Origin of the sequence: Corynebacterium sp. (assembly GCF_030532325.1) — a bacterium.
Lineage (GTDB): Bacteria > Actinomycetota > Actinomycetes > Mycobacteriales > Mycobacteriaceae > Corynebacterium.
The window spans coordinates 1-22,633 of the sequence record NZ_JAUNLS010000004.1 but is presented as its reverse complement, the minus strand read 5'-3'; the positions used below and the strand labels follow the sequence as shown (position 1 = coordinate 22,633).

The following is a 22,633-nucleotide window of genomic DNA, read 5'->3' as shown; positions in this document are numbered from 1 at the left end:
GGCACCGGGCACCACACTAGTCCCGGCGCCGACACCACCCCACACTCTACACACAAACGTTCGAAATGGCAGCAACGGTGGGCGTGTCACTCCTTCAGGCCCGCTACCACCCCACGGGAACACCTAGAGCAACACCTACAACGAGGGATAGTCCACCCCGAGCCGGCGCTTCTCCGGCACATCAAAGTCGTTACACAGTCCGATCCACACCCGCGCGGGATCGACGCCGCGTTCGATAAGCTCGTCGGCCGTCGCACCAAAGTCAGCCAGGACATGCGAATGGCTAATCCACTTACCTTCAGCCTCCCCGAACTCGTCGACGATCAGCTGGTGATACTCCGTCAAGCGCATGCCGGACAGTCTAGCTTCCTCTCGCTGCTGAGCCCACACCAGGCCTGATGGCATCACGGCGGAAAGCGCACCGATGAACACCCTGGTGAACACCGTTCAAAATGCCTCATTTGCTGCACAGTTACCCTTGCCGCTATTCTGCTGTGCATGAAAAAGAACTCTGTCGCGGCTGACATCGCCTACGTAGCCGTCTTCACCGCCCTCATCATCGTCTTTGCGTTCGTCTCCATCCCCAGCCCAGTGGCTGGCGTGCCCATCGTGATGCAAAACGCCGTCATCATCCTCGCTGGACTCGTCCTGGGCGGGCGCCGCGGACTGTACACCGGAGTTCTCCTCATCGTGCTTGGCCTCATCGGCCTGCCCATCCTGGCCGGCGGCCGCAGCGCCCTAAGTGCTATTGCCGGCCCCACGGTGGGCTACCTCGTGGGCTACATCATTTCCCCCGCCGTGGCTGGTCTCCTTGCCTACCGCGCCCCGCGCGCCAAGGGCGCCATGGCCGCCATACTGGCGGTGGCTGGCGTCGTCGGCCTGCTGGTCCAGTACGCCTGCGGCTCCCTCGGCCTTATGGCCCGCGCAGGTATGAGCCTAGGCGCAGCGGCTGCCTCACAGGTGCCTTTCCTGGTTCCGGACCTCATCAAGGTCGCTGTCATGGTGGGCATCGCGCTGGCAGTGCACGCGGCCTTCCCGGATCTTATGGGCCGCCGCGCCAAGATGCAGGCGTCCGGCACTGCCACCTCCCCTGCCACCACCATCACGGAAGGCACTGTCTAAACCGTGCCACACATCGAGTTCCGCGGCGTGAGCGTGGCCTTTGAGGACGCGCCCGTCCTAGAGAACATCTCGCTGGATCTCCGCGAGCAGCGCATCGGCATCATTGGTGCCAACGGCGGCGGAAAGTCCACACTCACCCGGCTCATCAACGGCCTAAGTGAGCCCACCGAGGGCCAAGTGCTGGTGGACGGGCAGGACGTGGCAACCCACGGCAAGGAGGTGCGCCGCAAAATCGGCTTTGTCTTCTCCGATGCCGAGAACCAGATCATCATGCCGAACGTGCGCGATGATATCGCCTTCTCACTGCGCCGCCTCAAACTGTCCAAGGCGGAGCGCACCGCGCGTGTCGACGCCATGCTGGAACGCTTTGACCTTGGCCCCCACGCCGAGCAGTCCCCGCACACGCTTTCCGGCGGGCAGAAGCAGCTCTTGGCGTTGGCGGCCGTGGTGGTCATGGAACCCACGCTCATCATCGCCGACGAGCCCACCACGCTGCTGGATCTGCGTAACCGCGACCGTATCCGCCGCGAATTCGCCGCGCTGGAGCAGCAGCTCATCGTGGTCACCCACGATCTCGACTTCGTCTCGGACTTCGACAGAGTGCTGTGCATCGACGAGCACCGCATCGCTGCCGACGGCTCGCCCGCCGAGGTCGTCCCCTACTACACCGAGCTCATGGCCTCGCGCCCGCTCTAGAGATAGCCCCATGCCACACAACATTCCGCTGGGCTTCTACGTGGAAGCCGATACCCCGATCCACCGCCTGCCGGCGGCTGTGAAGTTTCTCGCGCTCATCGCGTTCATCGTGGGCACCACGGTGTGGGTGGACTCCCCGCTGTGGGCTGGGGTCTGTGTTTTTGGCGTGGCCGTGCTCTTTGTGGTGGCGCGCATCCCGCTTGCGGTGGCGTGGGGGCAGCTTTACCCGCCGCTGTTCCTGCTTATTCTGCTCGCCGCCTTCCAGTGGTGGCAGAACGATTTGCGCAGCGCCGTGGTGCTTTTTCTCACCGTCTACGCGGCCGTCATGGCGGCGGTACTTCTCACGCTGACCACGCAGGTCGCAGAAATGATGGACTCCTTTGAGCGGGTCCTGTCCCCCTTGCGCCGCCTCGGGGTTCCGGTAGAAAACATCACCCTGGCCATGTCACTGACCATCCGGTTGCTCCCCCTCATGCTGGGCACCGTCACCGAGGTGATGGATGCCCGCAAGGCGCGCGGCGCCGGTTTCTCACTCACAGCGCTCGGCACGCCCGTTATCATCCGTGCTATCCGCCGCGCGCGGGCCATGGGAGAGGCCCTGCAAGCGCGGGGAGTCGGAGACTAATTACTCGCCGCGCAGTTCACGCAGGCGGGCCTGGACGGCGTCGTCAGCCGCGGGCTGCGCAGCCTGGTCAGCGGCAGAGCCGGAGCCCTGAGCGCCACCGATGGCCTGCTGGGACTTGCCTTCCACGGCCTTCGGGGAGTTCATCTCAGCGCGAATCTGCTCCAGGCGGGAGTGGCCGGCCAGCTGCACGCCGGCCTGCTCGATCTCGTGCATGCGGTTGGACACCGAGTTTTCCGCCAGCTCCGCCTGGCCCAGGGCCTTGGAGTAGCGGCGCTCAATCTTGTCGCGCACAGCGTCCAGCGAGGGCGTGGAGTTATTGGCGGTGAGCTGGTTCATGGAGTTGAGGGACTCCGAGACCTTCTCCTGCATCTTGGCCTGCTCCAGCTGGGAGAGCAGCTTGGAACGCTCGTTGACCTTCTCGCGCAGGGCCATGCTGTTGCGCTCGACGGCCTTCTTAGCCTGCTCTGCCTGCTGCAGGGCCTGATCGTGCAGCTTCTTGGTGTCCTCCACGGACTGCTCTGCAGTGACCAGCTGTGCGGCGAAGGCCTCAGCGGCGTTCTCGTACTCCACGGCCTTCTGCTCGTTGCCCTCCGCGCGAGCCTTATCCGCCAAGTTGATGGCGTTGCGGGTGTTCTGCTGCAGCTTCTCAATCTCGCTCAGGCGACGGTTGAGCTGCATCTCCAGCTGGCGCTGGTTACCAATGACCGCTGCCGCCTGCTGGGAAAGCTCTTGGTGCTGGCGCTGTGCTTCCTCGATAGCCTGCTCGATCTGGACCTTCGGATCAGCGTTCTCTTCGATCTTAGAATCGAAGAGTGCCATCAGGTACTTCCATGCCTTTACGAATGGATTCGCCATATCAGGGCCTTCCTCATGTGGTTTCGTGTGATTTCTCTACGGGTTCATAGTAGCGAAGCCCCGCCGCAACGCCGGGGTTCGCTAGAGCTCAGACGCGGCCGGGGCGGTGGAGGCGAGTTCCTCATCCATCGACGGCAGCGCCATGTAACCGGCGGCCTCAATGAGGACGTCTGAGACGCTGACGTCGAGTGCGTGGCACACGGAGGCAAGAAGCTCGGAGGAAACCTCCTTGCGTCCGCGCTCCAGCTCGGAGAGGTAGCCCGGGGATACGCGGGCGACACCGGCGAGCTCGCGCAGGGTCACGCCCTTATCGGCGCGGAAGGCGCGCAGGGTAATGCCGAGGGCTTCACGCAACAGTGGCTCCGGTGCGCGCCGGCTTGTCGACGTCCCCGCACCCGACGGCGCCCCAGTTGCCCGCGGCGCCAACGGCTTGTCAAGAAGTGCTACTGAAGTGTTCATCACTGGGTTCAACGGCCCAGCACCCGCTATTGTTCCCGGAACACTCAAAAATTTTCCAAAGTTGATAGCAGCAGGCTCAAGGCCGCGGCGACGGCCTCCTCACGCACCTGCTGCCGGGAACCGGCCGGCAGGTGGTAGAGCTCGCCGCGAGCGCTGACGCCTGGGCCCACGATGCCGATGCACACCGTGCCCGCGGGTTTTGCCTCCTGCACGTCCGGGCCGGCCACCCCGGTCAGCCCTATCCCCCAGTCGGCCTGGGTCTCGCGAGCCGCGGCCTGGGCCATCATCGCAGCCGTAGCTACGGAGACCACCCCCTGGGCTTCGAGCTTGTCCACCGAGGAGTGGAGAAAATGCGCCTTGACCTCGGTGGCGTAGGTGACCAGGCCGCCGCGCAAGACTGTCGAGACACCAGGAACGCTGGCCATCGTCGCCGCGGCCAGGCCGGCGGTGAGTGACTCACAGAAGGCGAGGGTTTCGCCGCGCTCGCGCAGCGCCTCAAAGACCTGTTGGGGTTCTTGACGCGAGCTCACTGGTTCTGCTTCTTGCCGTCGATGAGGTACTGCACGCCGGTGACCACAGTGAGCACCACGGCCGCCAACATCACGATGAAGGAGGGGATGTCCATCCAGCTCGGCAGCGGGCACAGGTAGAGCGCCACGGCCAGCGTCTGTAGGGCGGTCTTGGCCTTGCCGCCCTTGGAGGCCGGAACCACCTTGCCCTGACGCAGCAGCAGCATGCGCCACAGGGTGATGCCAAACTCTCGGACCAGGATGACCACGGTGATCCACACCGGCAGCGCGCCAATGATGTTGAGGCTGATGAAGGCGGCCGTCATGAGGGCCTTATCGGCGATCGGATCGGCAATCTTGCCAAAGTCGGTGATCAAGCCGCGTGCACGGGCGATGTCCCCGTCGAGCTTATCGGTGATCATCAACGCCACGAAGCAGCCGAAGGCCCACCACTCGTGCTGGGCCAGCACCAGCCATACGAAGACGGGGATGAAGAGGATGCGCAGACTGGTCAGGACATTCGGCAGATTCCAGTTCGACACCGCCCGCGGCGGGGTCTGGGAGGAGGTACGCTGATCCGGAGCCTGAGAGTCATTCACCTGTCACATACTACCGGTTCCCTCCCCTGAAATGCAGGAAACTCCCCCTCCGCCCGCGGCCGGGCGCCTAGGATGGGCCCATGAAATACTTCGCAGTGACTTATGACTACAAGCCCGAGAACCCGGTCATCGCCAAGGCGCGCCCCGCGCACCGCGAGTTCATCGGCGGGCTCAAGGACAAAGGCCAGATCCTCGGATCTGGCCCCTTGACTGATTCCAAGGGAGGCGCGCTCATCGTCCTCCAATTCGATGACGAGGACACCGCTGTCTCCCGCGTCATCGAGATCATGGACCAGGATCCCTTCTACACCGCAGGCGCAGTCACCGCGCGCTCCTTCCGCGAGTGGAATCCGGTCATCAACTCCTTCTAAGACTGCTAGCGAGCAGTCCCTTTTTATGGGAGTTGGGACTTGGGTAGCTCCGCGGCCTTGCCTAGGTACTCGCCCTTCTTGTCGCGGACGATCTTGTTGCCAAAGTCATCCCAATCGTAGTGGTTGTGGCTCACGGAGATACCGCCCTGGGCCCTATCGCGCTTATCCCGCAGCAGGGAGAGCAGCACCGTGACCACGAGCACGCCGACGATGACCAGCAGTGAGCCAATAGTGGAGATCTCCGGCACGCCGGTGATGTCCTCGCCGCCGTTGATGAACGGCAGGTTGTTCTCATGCAGGGCGTGGAAGAGCAGCTTCACGCCGATGAAGAAGAGGATGATGCCCAGGCCGTAGGGCAGGTAAACAATGCGGTCGAGCAGGCCGTCAAGCAGGAAGAACATCTGGCGCAGACCCATCAGGGCAAAAGCGTTAGTGCTAAACACCAGGAAGGGCTCCGCCGTGATGCCGTAGATGGCCGGGATGGAGTCGAAGGCAAACATGACGTCGATAAGCCCAATGGCCGCCAGCGCCACAAACAGCGGGGTGAGCGCCAGCTTGCCAGCCTTGGGGCCGGTCTCCTCGCGGTGCGTGAGCTTATCGCCGTGGTAACGCGGGGTGACGTGAATGACCTTGCGCAGCCACTTAACCACTAGCATGTCGTTGGGGTCTGTCTCCTCCGCGCCGCGGGCCTCGTCGACGATGAGCTTAACCGCGGTGTAGAGCAGGAAGATGGCAAAGAGATAGAACACGTCGGACCACGCCGCGATGATGGCCGCGCCCAGCATGATGAAGATGAGGCGGAAGACCAGCGCCAGCACGATGCCGATGAGCAGCACCTTCTGCTGGTAGCGGCGCGGGATCTTAAACGAGCCCATGATGAGCGAGAAGACAAAGAGGTTATCCACGCTCAGCGCGAGCTCCGTCACCCAGCCGGTGTAGAACTGTGCGGCATGCTCGTGATCCCACAGCACCCAGACGATGCCGCCGAAGACCACGGCGAGGCCCATGTAGAACAGCGTCCAGCCGGCTGATTCCTTGATGGAGGGCTCGTGCGGGGAGCGGACGTGAGAGTAAAAGTCAAAGATGAAGAACCCAAGAACCACCACGATGGTGATGGCCCAGATCCAGAGAGGCACATGCATAGTGAAATTATCCTCCGGTCGAAGTTGCACAAGGGACCGGAGGTCTCCCCCACCCGCGCCGACGCAACTGCCGGGGCGGGCCGACGCGACCGGGATCCTGGCTGCGACTTACTCTGCCACTGCCGGGCTTCCGTGCTGACGATCAGCGCCGTGTAATGGGGTACTCCCCTCCTAGACCCGTTCATCATACACAACAAAGCCCGGCCCCGGGCGACGGGGCAGGCCGGCCTAGAACGCGCCAGACGATGGGTTGTAGGTGGCGTCGATCACCTTGGTCTCCTCGCCGGCGATCCCCTCCCCGTCAGCTTCCCCGATAGCCGACGAGTCTTCCGAGCCTTCCATGCCCTCCTGGATTTCCTTCGGCGCCTCGGCGGGGTCCGCGCCCTTGATCATCCAGATGATGGTGTCCAGCTCCTCCGGCTTGACCAGTACCTCGCGGGCCTTGGAGCCCTCCGAGGGGCCCACCACGCCGCGGGATTCCATCAGATCCATGAGTCGGCCGGCCTTGGCAAAGCCGATGCGCAGCTTGCGCTGCAGCATGGAGGTCGAGCCGAGCTGGGAGGTAACCACCAGCTCGACGGCCTCGAGGAGATCATCCATGTCCTTGCCGATCTCCTCGTCGATCTCCTTCTTGGCATCCGAGGTCTTATCGTCGGTCACGCCCTCGGTGTAGTTCGGCGAGGCCTGGGCCTTGGCGGCCTCGACGACGGCCTGGATCTCCTCGTCGGTGACGAAGGCACCCTGCATGCGCACCGGGCGCCCGCCGGCGGGGATGAAGAGGGCGTCGCCCATGCCGATGAGCTTCTCCGCGCCACCCTGGTCCAGGATGACGCGCGAGTCCGTGAGCGAGGAGGTGGCAAAGGCCAGACGCGAGGGCACGTTGGTCTTGATCAGGCCCGTGACCACGTCCACGGACGGGCGCTGGGTGGCCAGCACCAGGTGGATGCCGGCCGCGCGGGCCTTTTGTGTGATGCGCACGATGGAGTCCTCAATCTCCTTCGGTGCGGTCATCATGAGGTCCGCCAGCTCGTCAACCACACAGACGATGTACGGGTACGGGCGCACCTCGCGCTGGGAGCCGGCCGGGGCCTGGTACTCCCCGGAACGCACCTTGCGGTTGTAGTCCTCGATCTTGCGCACGCGGGCCGAGCGCATGTCGGCGTAGCGCTGCTCCATCTCCTCGACCAGCCATTGCAGGGCGGCCGCTGCCTTCTTCGGCTGCGTGATGATCGGGGTAATGAGGTGCGGGATGCCCTCGTAGGGGGTCAGCTCCACCATCTTGGGATCCACCAGGATGAGGCGCACCTCCTCCGGGGTGGCGCGGGTGAGCAGCGAGACCAGCATCGAGTTGACAAACGCAGACTTACCGGAGCCGGTGGCGCCGGCCACCAGCAGGTGCGGCATCTTCTGGAGCGAATAGCAGGTGAAGTCGCCCTCGATGTCCTTGCCCAGCCCGATGAGCATCGGGTCCGCGTCCTGTACCAGTGCCGGGGCGTCGAGCACGTCGCGCAGGCGCACCATCTCGCGGTCGGCGTTGGGCACCTCGATGCCCACGGCAGACTTGCCCGGGATCGGGGTGAGCAGGCGCAGGTTATCCGTCGCCACGGCGTAGGCCAGGTTGGACTGCAGGTTGGTGATCTTGGAGACCTTCACGCCTGGGCCCAGCTCGATCTCGTAGCGGGTGACTGTCGGGCCACGGCTAAAGCCGGTGACCTGGGCGTCGACCTTGAACTCGGCAAAGACCTCGGTGATGGCCTCGATGATGCGGTCGTTGGTCTCGGTGTGCCCCTTGGCAGGCTTGCCCGGGGTGAGCAGGTCGGTGGTGGGCACGTCGTAGCCACCGCCGGCCACGGTATCCAGCGCGGCGGGTTCGGCGGAATTCTCCGCCGCGGGCGCCGTTGGGGCTTCGTCGATGACCTTGCCGGTGGTGGCGTCGCGCCCGGAGCGCTGCTGGAAGAGCCGCACGGCCTCGGCGTGGGCCGCGGAGACCACGTCACCGGCAGCGTCTACGGCCTGCTTGGCCGGGGCTGCTGCGCTTGCCGACGCCGCTTGGGCCGCCCCCGCAGTCATGCCCGCCGCGGCAGCGCCGAGGGCCGCACCGGCGGCGCCGCCCACCGCGGTTCCCCGGGTGGAGCGGCGCGGCTGGCGCTTGGGCGCAGGTGCCTCCTCCGGCACGACGGGGAACTCGTCGGTGTCGTCGAGCTCGCGGGCTGGTTCCGCGCTCTGGGCAGGGCGGCCGTGCTGGACCGGGGTGGTCAGCTCGGTGGTGGGCTGGCCGGCGTCGTCAAGCAAGGCCTCGGGCTCGGGTGTCGGCTCCGGAGTTGGCGCGGACGCAGAAGCCTTGGCTGTGGAGGAGTCGAAGGAGACGGTGGCCTCGCCGTCGGCCGGGTAGTTCTCCATCGGGGTGGGCAGGCGGCGCGGACGGGATGCCGGCGTGCGACGCGGACGCGGCGAACGCTTCGGGCGCGGGGTGCCCTCCGCGATGGCGTCGATGTTGTCGCTGACGTGACCGTAGTCGTCGTCAAGGGCGGCGCCGCTATCCACATCCCCTGCCTTGCGCTCGCGCAGCCCGGCCATGAGGTTATCCACCTCACCGGCGATGAAGTCATAGGCCTGGCGCAACGTAATGCCGGTTACGTTGAGCGCGCCGTAGACGATGAGCAGAAAAAGCAGCGGCACGGCCACGTAGGCGGAGAAAGCGGCCACGAGCAGGGTGCCCACTGCAAAGCCGATAGCCCCACCCGCCTCACCGGCGGCGTTGTTCTGCCAGGTCAGCGCGGGCTCGCCGGCAAAGATGTGGATAAGCCCCAGCATGCACACGATGATGAGCGCGGTGCCGCCCACCACGCGCGGCTGGAACTTGCCCGAAGGCCCGGTGACGTCCATCATGAGCGCGATGGCCACCGCCACCAGCGCGACGGGCAGCACATAGGCGCCAGCGCCGATGACATAGCGTACGGCGTTGGTGAGGTACACGCCGATGATGCCGGCCACCTGGAACCACACAGCGCAGGCCAGGATGATGGCGATGCCGATGAGCACCAGGGCCACGGCATCCGGGTTGGAGATAGTGGGCTTTGGCTCCGCTGCGGGCTCGACGTCCTTAGCGCGGGTTACCTTGCTCTTCTTCTTGGTTGATTCGCCTCGTGCAGAAATTGCCCCTGGCTCCCTTACATTGTCGTCGGCGTAGAGATCGTCGTTGTTATCTACCTCATTGTCAGTGCTCGGCCTCAGCCCAGCCACCCCGCGGGTAACGCTGCCGACTCCCCGCGCGGTGGCGTCGAACATGGTACCCAGCCCGCGGCCAACAGCACGAAATGCGCTGCCGGTCCTCTCCGTGGAGGTCTCGGCAGCGCGGGTAACGGACGAGCTCGCCCGGGCGGGCGTGGAGCGGCCGGAGGGGCGCGATCGGTGCGCGGTGCGCGCGGAGGACCGGCCGCCGCGAGACGGAGCATTCTTGACAGACATAGTGGCTACTCTAGTGGCATAACCACATTATTCACATCCGCCACACGCGTTTCGTTGGCGATTTTTCCGCACACACGCAGGTTTCTCGCCGTTGAGCCGCTCAATCCAGGCTAGACGCTTGACCTAACGACGGCGTTTGCATCGCCCACGATCTCCACGTGGGCGGCGTCGCGGCCGAAAGCCCAGAGCAGCAGCTCCGGGGCCGAGCCGTGCACGCGTACGACGGCGCCGCCCTTATCGGCCACCCCGTTCTTGTCCGCGGTGACAATGCGCTCGAAGCCCTCCGGGTAGAGCACCACCGGCTGGGTGGACTTGGCAAAGAAGCGCGGGGCGGCCAGCTTCAACGCCTTGAAGAGCTCCTCCTGCGCGGCCCGGGAGAGCTCGCGCTCCTCCTCCTGGCCGTTGGCGCGGCGCACGTCCTCGAGGTGGACAAAGTGCTCGGCCTTGTTAATCACGGAGTCGAGGTAGCGCATGGGGTTGGCCTTGGACGCTCCCCTCCCCCACGCGTCCACCAGCTCGTCATAGTCGCGGCGCAGCGCCTGCTCGGTCGCGGCCTCCAGGCGCGGGGCCAGCTTGGAAATAAACATGCCGCCCGCGGCGTCGGGGCGGTTTTCCCGCACCCAGAGGTGGGCGGCAAGATCGCGGGTGGTCCAGCCCTCACACAGCGTGGGGGCATCCGGCCCTAGTTCGTGGAAAAGCGCAACAAGGCGTGCGCGTTCAGCAGAAGAAAACGACATGCACCCCAGCATACAACTGGGGTGCAGGAACGCTACGGCGGGTTAGAGCGACTCGCGGGCAGCCTCGACTTCGTCATCGTCCACAACCAGCGGGCCGGAGTTGGTGGGAACGATGGTCGGCAGGATGACCGGCTCACGCTTGTACTTGGAATCCATGAGCTTGGCCACCTTACGGCGCAGCTTCTGCACCATGCGGTAGGTATCATTCTCACCCTCAGCGGCGAGATCGTTCATGGTGTTTTCCACCAGCTTGGCCACCTCGGGCACCACGCCGCGGTCATCATCGGCAAAGCCGGTGGTGGCCACCGTCGGGTGCTCCAACAGGCGGGAGGTGCGGTTATCAATCACGCAGGTGATGGACACCACGCCGCCGGCACCGAGGTTGGTGCGGTCCGCCAGGGTATCGGCGTCCACATCACCCATGGAGACGCCGTCGACGTAGAGGTTACCCACCGGCATCTGGCCGACGACCTCCGCGCGGCCGTTGCGCAGATCCACCACGACGCCGTTCTGTGCCAGCACCACACGGTCGCGGTCCACGCCGGTGGAGATGGCCAGCTCCTTGTTGGCGCGCAGGTGGCGCCACTCGCCGTGCACCGGCATGGCGTTGCGCGGGCGGGCAGCGTTGTAGAGGAAGAGCAGCTCGCCGCCGTAGCCGTGGCCGGAGGCGTGAACCTTGGCCTCCTTGTTGGTGACCACCTCGGCGCCGATCTGCGCCAGCATGTTAATGACGCCAAAGACGGCCTCCTCGTTGCCCGGGATGAGCGAGGAAGAGAAGACGATGAGATCGCCATCGCGCACGGTGATCTGGCGGTGCTCGCGGCGGGCCATGCGCGACAGCGCCGCCATCGGCTCGCCCTGGGTACCGGTGGTGATGAGAACGACCTTGTGCGGAGCCATCTTTGCGGCCTCATCGATGGGCACGATGGTGCCGCGCGGGACCTTGAGGAAGCCCATCTTTTCCGCGATCTCCATGTTGCGCATCATGGAGCGGCCGTTGAAGGCCACCTTGCGGCCGGCGGCCACGGCGGCGTCGATAGCCGCCTGCACGCGGTAGACGTTCGAGGCGAAGGAGGCGATGATGACGCGCTGCTTCGCGTTGGACACCAGGCGGCGGAAGGTGGCCGGGATATCACCCTCAGAGGCGGAGACGCCCGGGATGTTGGCGTTGGTGGAATCGCAGAGCATGAGGTCCACGCCCTCGTCGCCGTAGCGCGACAGCGCCGGCAGATCAGTGGGGCGGTTATCCAGCGGGGTCTGGTCCAACTTGATGTCGCCAGTGTGGATGATGTTGCCCGCCGGGGTACCCAGCATGATGCCCAGAGCGTCCGGCACGGAGTGGTTGACCGCCCAGAAGCGGACGCGGAACGGGCCGTAGTTCACATCGGACTTCTCGTTGACCTCAACGAACTTCGGCTTCTGGCGGTGCTCCTTGCACTTGGCCGCGATGAGCGCGATGGTAAAGCGCGAAGCGACGATCGGGATGTCCGGGCGCAGCTTGAGCAGCCACGGAATCGCGCCGATGTGGTCCTCGTGGGCGTGGGTGACCACGAGCGCCTTGACCTTGTGAATCTTCTTCTCAATCGGCCCAAAGTCCGGGAGGATCAGATCCACGCCGGGCTCGCCCGAGGAGGGGAAGAGCACGCCGCAGTCGATGATGAGCAAGTCATCCTGGTATTCGAAGACCGTCATGTTGCGGCCGATCTCCGAGATGCCGCCGAGGGCGTAGATGCGCAGGGCATCCTTCGGCTGCTTCGGGGGTTCCGGCAGGCGCTTGGTCAGATCCGCGCCCTGCATGGACTTCGGCACGTTGCGGCGGCCGCGGTTGTTGTTGCGGTTACGGCCGTTATTGCCGTTGTTATTGCCGTTATTGCCGCCGTTGTTGTGCCCGCCGCGGGAGCCACGGCCACGGCCGCCGCGGGAGCCGCGGGAACGGCCGCGGCGCTGGTTGCCGCCCTCATTCGAGCCGGCGTCATTCTTCGCGTCGCCGCCGCCATTGGAGGAGCGGGATTCATTCTCACCGGTGGACGCAGACTGGGTCGGCGCCTGGAAAACCGGCGAAGCCGCCTCCACCGAGGCGGTCTCAGTCTCCGCGGGCGGGCCCGCCTTGCGGGTCACCTTGCGGGAACGGTTACGAGGTTCAGTCATTCTTAAAGGACTCCAGCCTTTTCCATATCGTGGCGGAGTTCCTCCACCTGCTCCGCGGTGGCCGCGGTTACTGGCAGGCGAGGATCTCCAACGTCAATGCCCTGCAGACGCAGAGCAGCTTTAGCTAGTGTTGCCCCACCCAGACGCGCCTGCGCCTGGATCAGCGGGGTCAAAGTTCGTGCGTTGATCTCCCTTGCGCGGGCAAGATCGCCTTCGTCGAAGGCGACGTAGAGATCAGCCAGGGCGCGCGGCGCGGCGTGGCCAACCACGGAGATGAACCCGGAGGCGCCGAGGCTGAGCCACGGCAGGTTGAGGGGATCATCACCGGAATACCACGCCAGGCCGGTGTCCTGGATAAGTTCTGCGGCCGCGCCCAGATCGCCCTTGGCGTCCTTGACGGCCGTGATGTTCGGCAGCTCCGCAAGGCGGCGGATGGTCTCCGTCGCAATCGGAATGCCCGAGCGGCCAGGGATATCGTAGAGGCAGATCGGCAGATCTACCGCTTCGGCGACAGCCTTGAAGTGTGCGTAGACACCGTCCTGGGAGGGCTTGGAGTAGTACGGGGTCACCACGAGGAGGCTGTCCGCGCCCGCCTGGGCGCTGGCCTGAGTCATCTCGATGGTTGAGGCGGTGTTGTTGGTGCCCGCACCCGCGCAGATCTTGGCGCGGTCCCCTACTTCTTCCTTCACGGCGGTCAAGAGTTCGAGCTTCTCCTCCAGGGAGGTCGTGGGCGATTCACCCGTGGTTCCTCCCAGGATGAGTGAGTCGACACCATTGTCCACCAAATGAGCCGCCAGACGGCGACCAACCGCAACGTCCAGCGCGCCTTCACGGTCAAAGGGAGTGACCATGGCAACGCCGATGCGCCCGAAGGTGTCGACACCTGTCTGTGCTGTCATACCTGTGCTCATAGCCGTCAAGGTTACCCGCTGTTGGGGCAAAACCGCGCATCGGGGCCGCGTGGCGCTTGGCTTAGGCGTAGGGGCTCGAGGCCATCCGGGTGCCATCCTCCAGGGTGGTGATGTGGAAATCGTCGAAGAGAACCGGCGACTGCTCGCGCAGCAGCTCCAGGCAGGCCACCGCCAGCTCGCGCATCTCGGTGTCCGCGTGCTCCGTGGCCCGCGCGCCGATGAAGTGGCGCCAGGCGCGGTAGTTGCCGGTGACCACGATGCGCGTCTCCGTCAAGTTGGGCAGCACCGCGCGGGCGGCCTGCCGGGCCTGCTTCTTACGCAGCAGGGCGTTAGGCTCATCCTCCAGCTTGGACTCCAAAGCGCTGAGCAACTCGTTGTACACAAAGCGGGTCTCGTCGACGGCCTGCATGGTCAAGCGGGTGAGCTGCTCGTCCTGCGCGATGAGCGCAGGCAGCACCACGTGGGTCTCCTCCGGGTGCACGTAGCGCTGCGAGAGCTGCGAGAAGGAAAAGTGGCGGTGGCGCACCAGCTCGTGGCTGGCCGAGCGCGACAGCCCCCGGATGTAGAGGGTGGCCGTGGCGTGCTCGAGCAGGGCGTCGTGGCCCACTTCGATGATGTGGCGCAGGTAGGCCTGGTTGCTGGCTGTGCGCGGGTTCGGTTTGTCGAAGGACTCGTAGCAGGCCCGCCCCGCGAACTCGACGAGTGCCTCGCCGTCCGACGCCGCCTCATCCGCCTGCCAGTCCACCCCGCTGGGCGCGTGGAAGGCGGTGGAAGCAATGAGCTGGACGTCCAAATCGCTTGGTCGTGCCATTAGAGCCCCAGGAAACTTTCCAAGCCCACGGTCAGGCCGGGGTGATCCGCAATCTGACGCACGCCCACCAGCACGCCGGGGGTGAAGGAAGAACGGTCATAGGAATCCTGGCGGATGGTCAGCGACTGGCCCTCAGCGCCAAAGATGACCTCCTCGTGGGCCACCATGCCGCGGGTGCGCACCGCGTGGACCGGCACGCCGTCGACGTTGGCGCCGCGCGCGCCGTCGAGGGACTGCTCGGTGGCATCCGGCATCTCCCCGAGGCCTGCCTCCTTGCGGGCGGCGGCGATGCCTTGGGCGGTGTGTACCGCGGTGCCGGAGGGGGCGTCGAGCTTGGTTGGGTGGTGGAATTCGATGACCTCGGCGGTCTCAAAGCACTTGGCGGCCTGCGCGGCAAAAACCATGGTGAGCACGGCGGAGATGGCAAAGTTCGGGGCGATGAGCACGTTGCCTGCCCCCTCGGCCTTGGTCCACTCCTCCACCTGGGCCAGGCGCTCGGTATCGAAGCCGGTGGTGCCCACCACGCAGTGGATGCCGTGGCCGATGCAGAACTCGAGGTTATCCATCACGGCACTGGGCTGGGTGAAGTCCACGATGATCTCAGCGCCGTTGTCCACCAGAGTCTGCAGGGAGTCCCCGCGGCTGATCTCCGCCACGAGTTCCATGTCTTCGGCGGCGTTGACGCCTTCCACGATGGCCTGTCCCACGCGCCCCTGCGCGCCGAGCACTCCTACCTTGAATGTCATTGACTGCTCCTTAATCATTCGCCTTCAAAGTATTAAGCCTACCGATAGGCTGGAACTATGCGTTCATATCTCCCCCTCGCCGCGGCCGTCCTGCTCTTAAGCGGCTGCGCCTCCACCGAGAACTCCTCCCCCGCGCCGCTGACCACGGCCCCCACCAGCGACCCGCACACGGAATCAAGCGCGGCGACCACGCAGACGACGCCCCCACAGAACACAGCGCCGAGCTCCGAGGCGAAGCCGGCCGCCATGCTGGGCACCGCCAGCATGCAGGACCAGCCTCTTAACGTGGGCGAGCCAGCGGACCTGGTGCCTGTCGACGTCCGCGTGGGCCACCACGAGGGCTTCGACCGCGTGGTCATCGAATTCACCGGCCAGGGCACGCCGGGCTTCTACACCCAGTACACTGACTCCCCCGCCGCACAGGGCTCGGGCCACCCCGTGGACTACCCCGGCAGCACCGCGCTGGTGCTCGGCGTGGAGGGTACCCCCTGGCCCTCGACCCCGGAAAAAGAAGCAGCGTTCATCACGCCACAAACCTTCCCCGGTGCGGGCAACGTGGTCGGGGTGGTCTACACCTCAACGTTTGAAGCCCAATCACAGTTTGTGATCGGGCTTCACGCTAAGGCTCCCCACGCGGTGAGTGTGCTCGAAAAGCCCACCCGCCTCGTGGTTGATCTGCCGAATTAGTCCTCGACGGGGACCAGGGAGATCTTGCCGCGATTGTCGATGTCGGCGATCTCCACCTGGATCTTGTCGCCCACGTGGACCACGTCCTCCACCTTCTCGATGCGCTCGTCACCGCCGAGGTTGGAGATGTGGATCAGGCCGTCGCGGCCCGGGGTCAGCGAGACGAAGGCGCCGAAGGCCACCGTCTTGACCACGGTGCCGAGGAAGCGCTCGCCCACCTTCGGCAGCTGCGGGTTGGCGATGCCGTTGACGCGCTCGATGGCGGCGTCGGCGGCCTCGCCGGTCGCGGCGGAGATGTAGACGGTGCCGTCCTCCTCGATGGAGACATCCGCGCCGGTCTCCTCGGTGATGGCGTTGATGGTCTTGCCCTTCGGGCCGATGAGCTCGCCGATCTTGTTGACCGGGATCTTCACCGAGGTTATCTTCGGGGCCAGGGCGGACATCTCATCCGGGCCCTCGATGACCTCAGCCATGGTGTCCAAGATGGCCGCGCGGGCGTCGCGGGCCTGGGCGAGGGCGTCGGCCAGCACCTTGGAGGGGATGCCGTCGAGCTTGGTGTCCAGCTGCAGCGCGGTGATGAACTCGGAGGTGCCGGCCACCTTGAAGTCCATGTCGCCGAAGGCATCCTCGGCGCCGAGGATATCGGTCAGCGCGACGAACTTCTCCTTGCCGTCAACCTCGCCGGAGACCAGGCCCATGGCGATGCCAGCCACCGGGGCCTTGAGCGGCACGCCGGCGTTGTACAGCGAAAGCGTGGACGCGCAGACGGAGCCCATGGAGGTCGAGCCGTTGGAGCCCAGTGCCTCGGAGACCTGGCGGATGGCGTAGGGAAACTCCTCGCGGGAAGGAATCACCGGCAGCAGGGCGCGCTCAGCCAGCGCGCCGTGGCCGATTTCGCGGCGCTTCGGGGAGCCCACGCGGCCGGTCTCGCCGGTGGAATACGGCGGGAAGTTGTAGTGGTGCATGTAGCGCTTGCCGGTCACTGGGGTCAGCGAGTCGATCTGCTGCTCCATCTTGAGCATGTCCAGGGTGGTCACACCCAGGATCTGGGTCTCACCGCGCTCGAAGAGCGAGGAGCCGTGAGCGCGCGGAACCAGCTCGACCTCGACGCCGAGATCGCGGATATCGGTCACCCCGCGGCCGTCGATGCGGAAGCCCTCGGTGAGGATCTTCTTGCGCACAATCTCCTTCATCACCGCGTTGTAGGCGTTGCGGATCTCCTTGGAGGCGGCGGAGAGCTCGTCCTTATCGTCGTCGTCGATATCGAGATCATCGAGTAGCTTGGCCTCGATCTGCTCCATGTACTCGTTGGTGGCGTCATCGCGCTCCTGCTTGCCCGGGATGGTCAGCAGCTTCTCCAGCTTCTTCGAAGCTGCCTTCTCCACGGCGGCGAAGACATCATCGCTGTACGGCGGGAAAAGCGGGAACTCCTGGGTCTCCTTGGCGGCGCGCTCGGCCAGGCCAGCCTGCGCCTCGCACAGGGTCTTGATGAAGGGCTTGGCGGCCTCGAGGCCCTCCGCCACGGTGGACTCCTGCGGGGCCGGCGCGCCCTGCTTGATGCGCTCGACGACGTCCGTGCCCGCGCCGGCCTCCACCATCATGATGGCGACGTCCTTGACCTTGTTGCGGCCCTTGCGGCGCTCCACGATGCGGCCGGCCACCACCATTTCAAACAGCGCGCGCTCGTGCTGCTCGTGGTTGGGGAAGGCCACCCACTGGCCCTTGGGGTGCTTGTCATCGGCGATCAGCGCCATGCGCACGCCGCCGACGGGGCCGGAGACCGGCAGGCCGGAGAGCTGGGTGGCGGCGGAGGCGCCGTTGATGGCCACCACATCGTAGTACTCCTCCGGGTCCATGGAGAGCACGGTGATGACCACCTGCACCTCGTTGCGCAGGCCCTTGACAAAGGTGGGGCGCAGCGGGCGGTCGATGAGGCGGCAGGCCAGGATAGCCTCGGTGGAGGGGCGGCCCTCGCGGCGGAAGAAGGAGCCGGGGATCTTGCCCGCGGCGTACATACGCTCCTCGACGTCCACCGTCAGCGGGAAGAAGTCAAAGCCCTCGCGCGGTTGGCGGGATGCCGTGGTGGTGGCCAGCAGCATGGTGTCATCATCCAGGTAGGTGGTGACGGAGCCACCCGCCTGGCGGGCTAGCTGGCCGGTTTCGAAGCGGATGGTGCGGGTGCCAAAATCCCCGTTATCCAGGGTGGCGATGGCTTCAGTGACGCCGTAATCTTCATCGATAAGGTATTCAACAGCGTTTTTGGCGCTCATGTAAAGGAATCTCCTTGGAGGTTTCACTGGCGATCATCGGTGCCGCCTGTCTGTATCAACGTGACAACGCTGAACGATTTTAGCAGATAAAACACCACAAGCCCCGACACCGTGCAGGTATCGGGGCTTAAAGCCTGTGAAAGAGCGGCTAGGAAATTAGCGGCGCAGGCCCAGGCGAGCGATGAGATCGCGGTAACGATCGATGTCCTTCTCAGCCAGGTACTTCAGCAGGCCACGACGGCGACCAACCATCAGCAGCAGACCACGACGGGAGTGGTGATCGTGCTTGTGGGACTTCAGGTGCTCGGTCAGGGTGTTGATGCGGGAAGTCAGCAGAGCGACCTGGGCCTCCGGGGAACCAGTGTCGGTCTCGTGCAGGCCGTACTCCTTGAGGATCTCAGCCTTCTTCTCGGTGCTCAAAGCCATGGAATAAACTCCTATAGTGTTTCAGTCCACATGAAATAACGCGCCCCAGCCGGGCGCCGCCTGCAACTGCTGCGGACCGCAGTAAACAAGCCAAGCAATCACTATACATCTCGCCTGCACCTGCGCCCAAAACTAGCGCGCGGGCAGGTAGAACTCCTCCGGGTCCCAGCCCTGGGTCTTGGCGTCGGCAGCCAGCAGATCGCGGGCGGTGGCCACGTCCCGCGCCATCGCCTCCAGCAGCTCCTCCACCGAGTTGAACTTCACCATGTCGCGCACGTGCTCCACGAACATCACCGTAGCCTCGTGGCCGTAGAGGTCAGCGTCACGGTCCAGCACAAAGGACTCCACCGAGCGCTCCTCGTCGCCAAAGGTGGGGTTGGTGCCCACCGAGATCGCCGCCGCGTAGGCCACGCCTGGCTCCATGTTGCCCTCCACGGGCGCGCCGGTGGACTCGATGACAAACCAGCCGGCGTAGACGCCGTCGGCGGGAATCGCCACCGACTCCGGGAAGTACTGGTTGGCGGTGGGAAATCCCAACTCCTTTCCGCCCCGGCCCGCCCCGCGCACCACCGGCCCAGTCACCGTGAAGTGGCGGCCCAGCGCCCAGTTGGCGCGGCGAATATCCCCGGCGGCCAGCGCGGCGCGGATGTTGGTGGAACAGATGCGCTCGCCGGCGTCGTCAAGCAAAGGCACCACGTCAACGCTGAAGCCCTCTTGCACGCCGAACTCGCGCAGCTGGGCGGCCGTGCCCGCAGCGCCCGCGCCGAAGGTGAAGTTCTCCCCCACCACCACGTGGCGCGCGTGCAGTGTGGCCACGAGCAGTTCCTCCACGTAGGCGCGCGGGCCCACCCCGCGCAGCTCCTGGGTGAAGTCGATGACGAGGACGGCGTCGATGCCCATCTCCTCCGCCAGCTGCAGGCGGCGTTCCAGCGTGATCACGGCCAGCGGGGCGCGCTCCGGCAGGAAGACGGAGACCGGGTGTGGATCGAAGGTCACCATCACGGAGGTCACCGAGTGCGAGCGGGCGAAGTCCACCGCTCGGGTGATGAGCTGCTGGTGCCCGCGGTGCAGCCCGTCGAAGACGCCAATGGTCAGCGCGGTGGGGCCCACATCCGCGGGAACGTTGTCGATGCCGTACCAAATATCCACGGGCACCATGCTATCCCACCTGGGTGCGTGCTTTAGACTGCAGGGCATGACTGATCCGCTCGCACGCTCCGGACTCGTCGTCGTGGACAAGCCCCAGGGCATGACTTCCCACGACGTCGTGAGCAAGCTCCGCCGCTACTTCCACACCCGCAAGGTAGGCCACGCCGGCACCCTCGACCCCATGGCCACCGGCGTGCTGGTGGTGGGCATCGAGCGCGGAACCAAGTTCTTGGCGCACATGGTGGCCTCCACCAAGGCCTACGAGGCCACCATCCGGCTCGGCCAGGCCACGCACACCGACGACGCCGAAGGCGAGCCCACCTGGGGCGCCAGCGCCGCGGAGGTCGATTCGCAGGCGATTGCCCGCGAGGTAGCAGCCCTGAGCGGGGAGATTATGCAGCGCCCGGCGGCGGTTTCGGCCATCAAGATCGACGGCAAGCGCGCGCATCAGCGGGTGCGCGAGGGCGAGCAGGTGGAGATTCCCGCCCGCCCGGTGACGGTAAGCCGCTTCGACATCCTCGCCGAGCGCCGCGCGGGCGAGTTCGTGGATCTTGACGTCTCCGTGCGCTGCTCCTCGGGCACCTACATCCGCTCCCTGGCCCGCGACCTCGGCGAGGCCCTCGGGGTGGGCGGGCACCTCACCGCGCTGCGCCGCACGGAGGTGGGGCCCTTCACGCTTGACGACGCCCACCCGCTTCCCTCCCTCGAAACCTCACCCGAGCTCTCCCTTAGCCTGGACGAGGCGCTGGCGCGCAGCTACCCGGTGCTCCATGTCAGCCAAAAGGAGGCCGAGGCGCTGGCCATGGGCAAGTGGCTCGAGCCGCGCGGGCTGAGCGGCATCCACGCCGCCGTGGACCCGCAGGGCCGCTCCATCGCGCTGGTCAAGGAGAAAGGCAAGCGCCTGGCCACGGTCTTTGTGGCGCGGCCGTCGACGCTGTAGCTCTTAGCCCCCGAAGTCCAGGGCCGGGACCACGGTAGAGACGATGACGTAGCCGTCGCGGACGATCCACCGGCCCGTGATAAAGGGCACCGGAGTGGGCCGGGCCAGGATGTAGGAGATGAGGGTGCCGTCCGAGCGCAGGTCGATCTCCGCCTGGTCAAAGTCCAACCAGCGCCGCGTCATGGGGAACCACGCCTTGTAGGTGGCCTCCTTGGCGCAAAAGAGCAGGCGGTCAGGACAGCTGAGCCCCAGCTCTGCCAGGCGGTCTAGCTGGGCCATCTCTCCTGCCCGGGCGATCATCGTGAGCACGTGATCTGGCAGCGGCTCAGCGGGTTCGGCGTCAAGGCCCATGGAACGGACCTGGCTGGTCGGGGCGACGACCGCCGCGCGCAGGCCCTCGGTATGCGTCATCGAGCCGATGTAGCCCTGGGGCCACAGGGGCATGCCGCGCTCGCCGCGCAGAATGGGCTCGCTACCGGTGTAGTCGAGCTCCTTGAGCGCCTGGTGGGCGCACCAGCGGGCGTCACCGAACTCGGCCTTGCGCACGTCGACGGCCTGGGAGACGATGGACTGCTCCTGCGGGTCCAGGTGGCGGTAGTTGAGCAGGTCGCTGAAGGTATCGTCGGTGCGAACGTAGCAGTAGCGTGCGGCGTCGGGAAAGAGCTCGGGCTCTAGCATGGGCGCTCACCGCCCCGGGTGCTCAGCACAGGGTAGGGCCAGGTCTGGGGGTGGCTGCGGGCCTCCCACTCGCGCGGGTAGCCCAGGGAGACCTCGATGTGGTCCACCCCATCGACGTTGGTCAGCGTAGGCATGTGCAGGTGACCGTAGATCACCGCCTGGGCGTTGTAGCGCCGCGGCCAGGAGCGGGTGTGCCGGGTACCGCACCACAGCGCGATTTCCGGCCAGCGCATGCGCAGGGTGGGCTCCTGGACCAGCGGCCAGTGGTTGATGAGCACCGTGGGGCCCTCGACGCGCGAGAGCCTTTTGATGGAATAGGCCAGGCGGTCCCAGCACCAGGCGCGGATATCGGCGAAGGGCGCAATGGCGAACTCATCCGTCATGACGATCTGGCGCATCTTGGCCCGTTCCAGCGCCTGATCGACGCTCAACCCCGGCGGGCGGAAGCTGTAATCGTAGAGGGTGAACAGCGGGACGATGGTCACGCCGCCAAAGACCGGGTACGGGTCCTCCGGGGTGACCACGCCGATTTCGCGGCAGCCCTGTACCAGAGCCTCGTACTTGTCGCGGCCGCGGTGCAGGTCTTGGGAGCGGCTGAACAGCTCGTGGTTGCCGGGGACCCAGATGACGTTGGCATAGCGGTTGCGCAGCTTGGCCAGGGTGGAGATGACCAGCTCGGTTCGCTCGGCGACGTCCCCCGCCACAATCAGCCAGTCCGACGGGTCCGGCGGGCGCAGGGTGTCCACCCGCTCCGCGTTGGCGGGGACGGCGGCGTGCAGATCGGAGACTGCCCACAACGTGGCCATGGGGTCCTCCTTCCGCGAAATTTATCCCTTAACTTCTATCACACGCGGCAGCCCGGTTCTCTACCGGATGCTCGCCCCGCGCGCCACCCCGGGCCGGCGGGCCTGTGGATAACGCGCCCTGGGCGGGCGCGTCGGGCGGAGTTATCCACAGATCGAGGCTTTCGGAGAAATTCTTCCTATTTTTCCTTGACGCTGGCTTTTAGTCTCGGGGTCATGAATGAACAGTTAGAGGCTTATCTCGCCGCGCAGGCCGCGGGCATGGCCATCATCCAGGGGGCAGCCGGGCTATCGGCCGCCCAGTTGGAGGAGGCCGGCTGCAGTAAGCGTGAGGCCGAGGAGCTTGCCCGTCTGGCCCAGGTGTATTTCGGGCCCACCAAATTTACCAGGCGGCAGCGCAAAGCCCAGGCCACCACCCACAGCCTATCCACCCTGAAGTTGATTGAGTCTTATGCCAAGAAGGTCAAGGGCAAGGATGCTG

At 65.6% G+C, this 22,633-nt stretch carries 23 protein-coding genes and 1 pseudogene; 7 read left to right on the top strand and 17 right to left on the bottom strand.

Annotated elements, in window-relative coordinates; translation table 11 throughout:
* Positions 1-135: 135 nt before the first annotated feature.
* Positions 136-351 (bottom strand): DUF3046 domain-containing protein, encoded by a 216-nt coding sequence (locus Q4E25_RS03375; protein ID WP_303154355.1) that lies wholly within the window; start codon positions 349-351, stop codon positions 136-138.
* Between the two features lie 147 nt (positions 352-498).
* Here Q4E25_RS03375 and Q4E25_RS03370 point away from each other — a divergent pair, with 147 nt between their 5' ends.
* Genes Q4E25_RS03370 through Q4E25_RS03360 form a run of 3 tightly spaced genes read left to right on the top strand, consistent with a single transcriptional unit; the run spans position 499 to position 2,443 of the window.
* Positions 499-1,122, top strand: coding sequence for a biotin transporter BioY (locus Q4E25_RS03370; protein ID WP_303154042.1), 624 nt, complete (start codon positions 499-501; stop codon positions 1,120-1,122).
* A 3-nt stretch (positions 1,123-1,125) separates the two neighbouring features.
* The gene (locus Q4E25_RS03365) at positions 1,126-1,818 is read left to right on the top strand and encodes an energy-coupling factor ABC transporter ATP-binding protein (protein WP_303154040.1); all 693 of its coding nucleotides are present in this window, start codon (positions 1,126-1,128) and stop codon (positions 1,816-1,818) included.
* Between the two features lie 10 nt (positions 1,819-1,828).
* Entirely contained in the window at positions 1,829-2,443 is a 615-nt protein-coding gene (locus tag Q4E25_RS03360; protein WP_303154039.1) for an energy-coupling factor transporter transmembrane protein EcfT, read from the top strand.
* Here the strand turns inward: Q4E25_RS03360 and Q4E25_RS03355 are convergent, their stop codons facing one another.
* From Q4E25_RS03355 to pgsA, 4 genes are all read right to left on the bottom strand, one after another.
* Positions 2,444-3,298: a PspA/IM30 family protein gene (locus Q4E25_RS03355; RefSeq protein ID WP_303154038.1), complete on the bottom strand. Its 855-nt coding sequence runs from the start codon at positions 3,296-3,298 to the stop codon at positions 2,444-2,446.
* Positions 3,299-3,379: 81 nt separating this feature from the next.
* Positions 3,380-3,757: a helix-turn-helix domain-containing protein gene (locus Q4E25_RS03350; protein ID WP_303154036.1), complete on the bottom strand. Its 378-nt coding sequence runs from the start codon at positions 3,755-3,757 to the stop codon at positions 3,380-3,382.
* Between the two features lie 44 nt (positions 3,758-3,801).
* Positions 3,802-4,287, bottom strand: a complete 486-nt coding sequence (locus tag Q4E25_RS03345; protein WP_303154034.1) for a nicotinamide-nucleotide amidohydrolase family protein — start codon at positions 4,285-4,287, stop codon at positions 3,802-3,804.
* A complete protein-coding gene (gene pgsA / locus Q4E25_RS03340; RefSeq protein WP_303154033.1) occupies positions 4,284-4,865 on the bottom strand; it encodes a CDP-diacylglycerol--glycerol-3-phosphate 3-phosphatidyltransferase in 582 nt (193 codons plus the stop codon). Before pgsA ends, Q4E25_RS03345 begins: the two co-directional genes overlap by 4 nt.
* A gap of 80 nt (positions 4,866-4,945) precedes the next feature.
* Between pgsA and Q4E25_RS03335 the strand changes: the two genes are divergently transcribed.
* A complete protein-coding gene (locus Q4E25_RS03335; RefSeq protein ID WP_303154030.1) occupies positions 4,946-5,236 on the top strand; it encodes a YciI family protein in 291 nt (96 codons plus the stop codon).
* A 23-nt stretch (positions 5,237-5,259) separates the two neighbouring features.
* Here the strand turns inward: Q4E25_RS03335 and Q4E25_RS03330 are convergent, their stop codons facing one another.
* From Q4E25_RS03330 to dapB, 7 genes are all read right to left on the bottom strand, one after another.
* On the bottom strand, positions 5,260-6,378 hold the full coding sequence (locus Q4E25_RS03330; RefSeq protein WP_303154028.1) for a TerC family protein: 1,119 nt from the start codon (positions 6,376-6,378) through the stop codon (positions 5,260-5,262).
* A gap of 228 nt (positions 6,379-6,606) precedes the next feature.
* On the bottom strand, positions 6,607-9,846 hold the full coding sequence (locus tag Q4E25_RS03325; protein WP_303154025.1) for a DNA translocase FtsK: 3,240 nt from the start codon (positions 9,844-9,846) through the stop codon (positions 6,607-6,609).
* Positions 9,847-9,956: 110 nt separating this feature from the next.
* A complete protein-coding gene (locus Q4E25_RS03320) occupies positions 9,957-10,595 on the bottom strand; it encodes a TIGR03085 family metal-binding protein (RefSeq protein ID WP_303154023.1) in 639 nt (212 codons plus the stop codon).
* A 30-nt stretch (positions 10,596-10,625) separates the two neighbouring features.
* Complete coding sequence (locus tag Q4E25_RS03315; RefSeq protein ID WP_303154021.1) at positions 10,626-12,731, bottom strand: ribonuclease J; 2,106 nt, start codon at positions 12,729-12,731, stop codon at positions 10,626-10,628.
* A 2-nt stretch (positions 12,732-12,733) separates the two neighbouring features.
* Positions 12,734-13,642, bottom strand: a complete 909-nt coding sequence (gene dapA, locus Q4E25_RS03310; RefSeq protein ID WP_303154017.1) for a 4-hydroxy-tetrahydrodipicolinate synthase — start codon at positions 13,640-13,642, stop codon at positions 12,734-12,736.
* Between the two features lie 61 nt (positions 13,643-13,703).
* Complete coding sequence (gene thyX / locus Q4E25_RS03305; RefSeq protein ID WP_303154015.1) at positions 13,704-14,453, bottom strand: FAD-dependent thymidylate synthase; 750 nt, start codon at positions 14,451-14,453, stop codon at positions 13,704-13,706.
* Positions 14,453-15,199: a 4-hydroxy-tetrahydrodipicolinate reductase gene (gene dapB / locus Q4E25_RS03300; RefSeq protein ID WP_303154013.1), complete on the bottom strand. Its 747-nt coding sequence runs from the start codon at positions 15,197-15,199 to the stop codon at positions 14,453-14,455. Before dapB ends, thyX begins: the two co-directional genes overlap by 1 nt.
* A gap of 57 nt (positions 15,200-15,256) precedes the next feature.
* Between dapB and Q4E25_RS03295 the strand changes: the two genes are divergently transcribed.
* Positions 15,257-15,886 (top strand): hypothetical protein, encoded by a 630-nt coding sequence (locus Q4E25_RS03295; RefSeq protein WP_303154010.1) that lies wholly within the window; start codon positions 15,257-15,259, stop codon positions 15,884-15,886.
* Here Q4E25_RS03295 and Q4E25_RS03290 read toward each other — a convergent pair.
* From Q4E25_RS03290 to Q4E25_RS03280, 3 genes are all read right to left on the bottom strand, one after another.
* Positions 15,883-18,156: a polyribonucleotide nucleotidyltransferase gene (locus Q4E25_RS03290; protein ID WP_303154009.1), complete on the bottom strand. Its 2,274-nt coding sequence runs from the start codon at positions 18,154-18,156 to the stop codon at positions 15,883-15,885. The genes Q4E25_RS03295 and Q4E25_RS03290 overlap by 4 nt on opposite strands.
* A gap of 156 nt (positions 18,157-18,312) precedes the next feature.
* A complete protein-coding gene (rpsO, locus tag Q4E25_RS03285) occupies positions 18,313-18,582 on the bottom strand; it encodes a 30S ribosomal protein S15 (RefSeq protein ID WP_303154007.1) in 270 nt (89 codons plus the stop codon).
* Positions 18,583-18,714: 132 nt separating this feature from the next.
* A complete protein-coding gene (locus tag Q4E25_RS03280; RefSeq protein ID WP_303154004.1) occupies positions 18,715-19,740 on the bottom strand; it encodes a bifunctional riboflavin kinase/FAD synthetase in 1,026 nt (341 codons plus the stop codon).
* A gap of 37 nt (positions 19,741-19,777) precedes the next feature.
* On the opposite strand from Q4E25_RS03280, the gene truB reads away from it, so the two are divergent.
* Entirely contained in the window at positions 19,778-20,671 is an 894-nt protein-coding gene (gene truB / locus Q4E25_RS03275) for a tRNA pseudouridine(55) synthase TruB (protein ID WP_303154001.1), read from the top strand.
* Between the two features lie 3 nt (positions 20,672-20,674).
* Here truB and Q4E25_RS03270 read toward each other — a convergent pair whose 3' ends face one another.
* Both Q4E25_RS03270 and Q4E25_RS03265 read right to left on the bottom strand, forming a co-directional pair.
* Complete coding sequence (locus tag Q4E25_RS03270; RefSeq protein ID WP_303153999.1) at positions 20,675-21,349, bottom strand: 4'-phosphopantetheinyl transferase; 675 nt, start codon at positions 21,347-21,349, stop codon at positions 20,675-20,677.
* On the bottom strand, positions 21,343-22,155 hold the full coding sequence (locus Q4E25_RS03265) for a metallophosphoesterase (protein ID WP_303153998.1): 813 nt from the start codon (positions 22,153-22,155) through the stop codon (positions 21,343-21,345). Before Q4E25_RS03265 ends, Q4E25_RS03270 begins: the two co-directional genes overlap by 7 nt.
* A 213-nt stretch (positions 22,156-22,368) precedes the next feature.
* Between Q4E25_RS03265 and Q4E25_RS03260 the strand changes: the two are divergent.
* Positions 22,369-22,633, top strand: a pseudogene (locus Q4E25_RS03260) (HNH endonuclease); the annotation flags it as partial.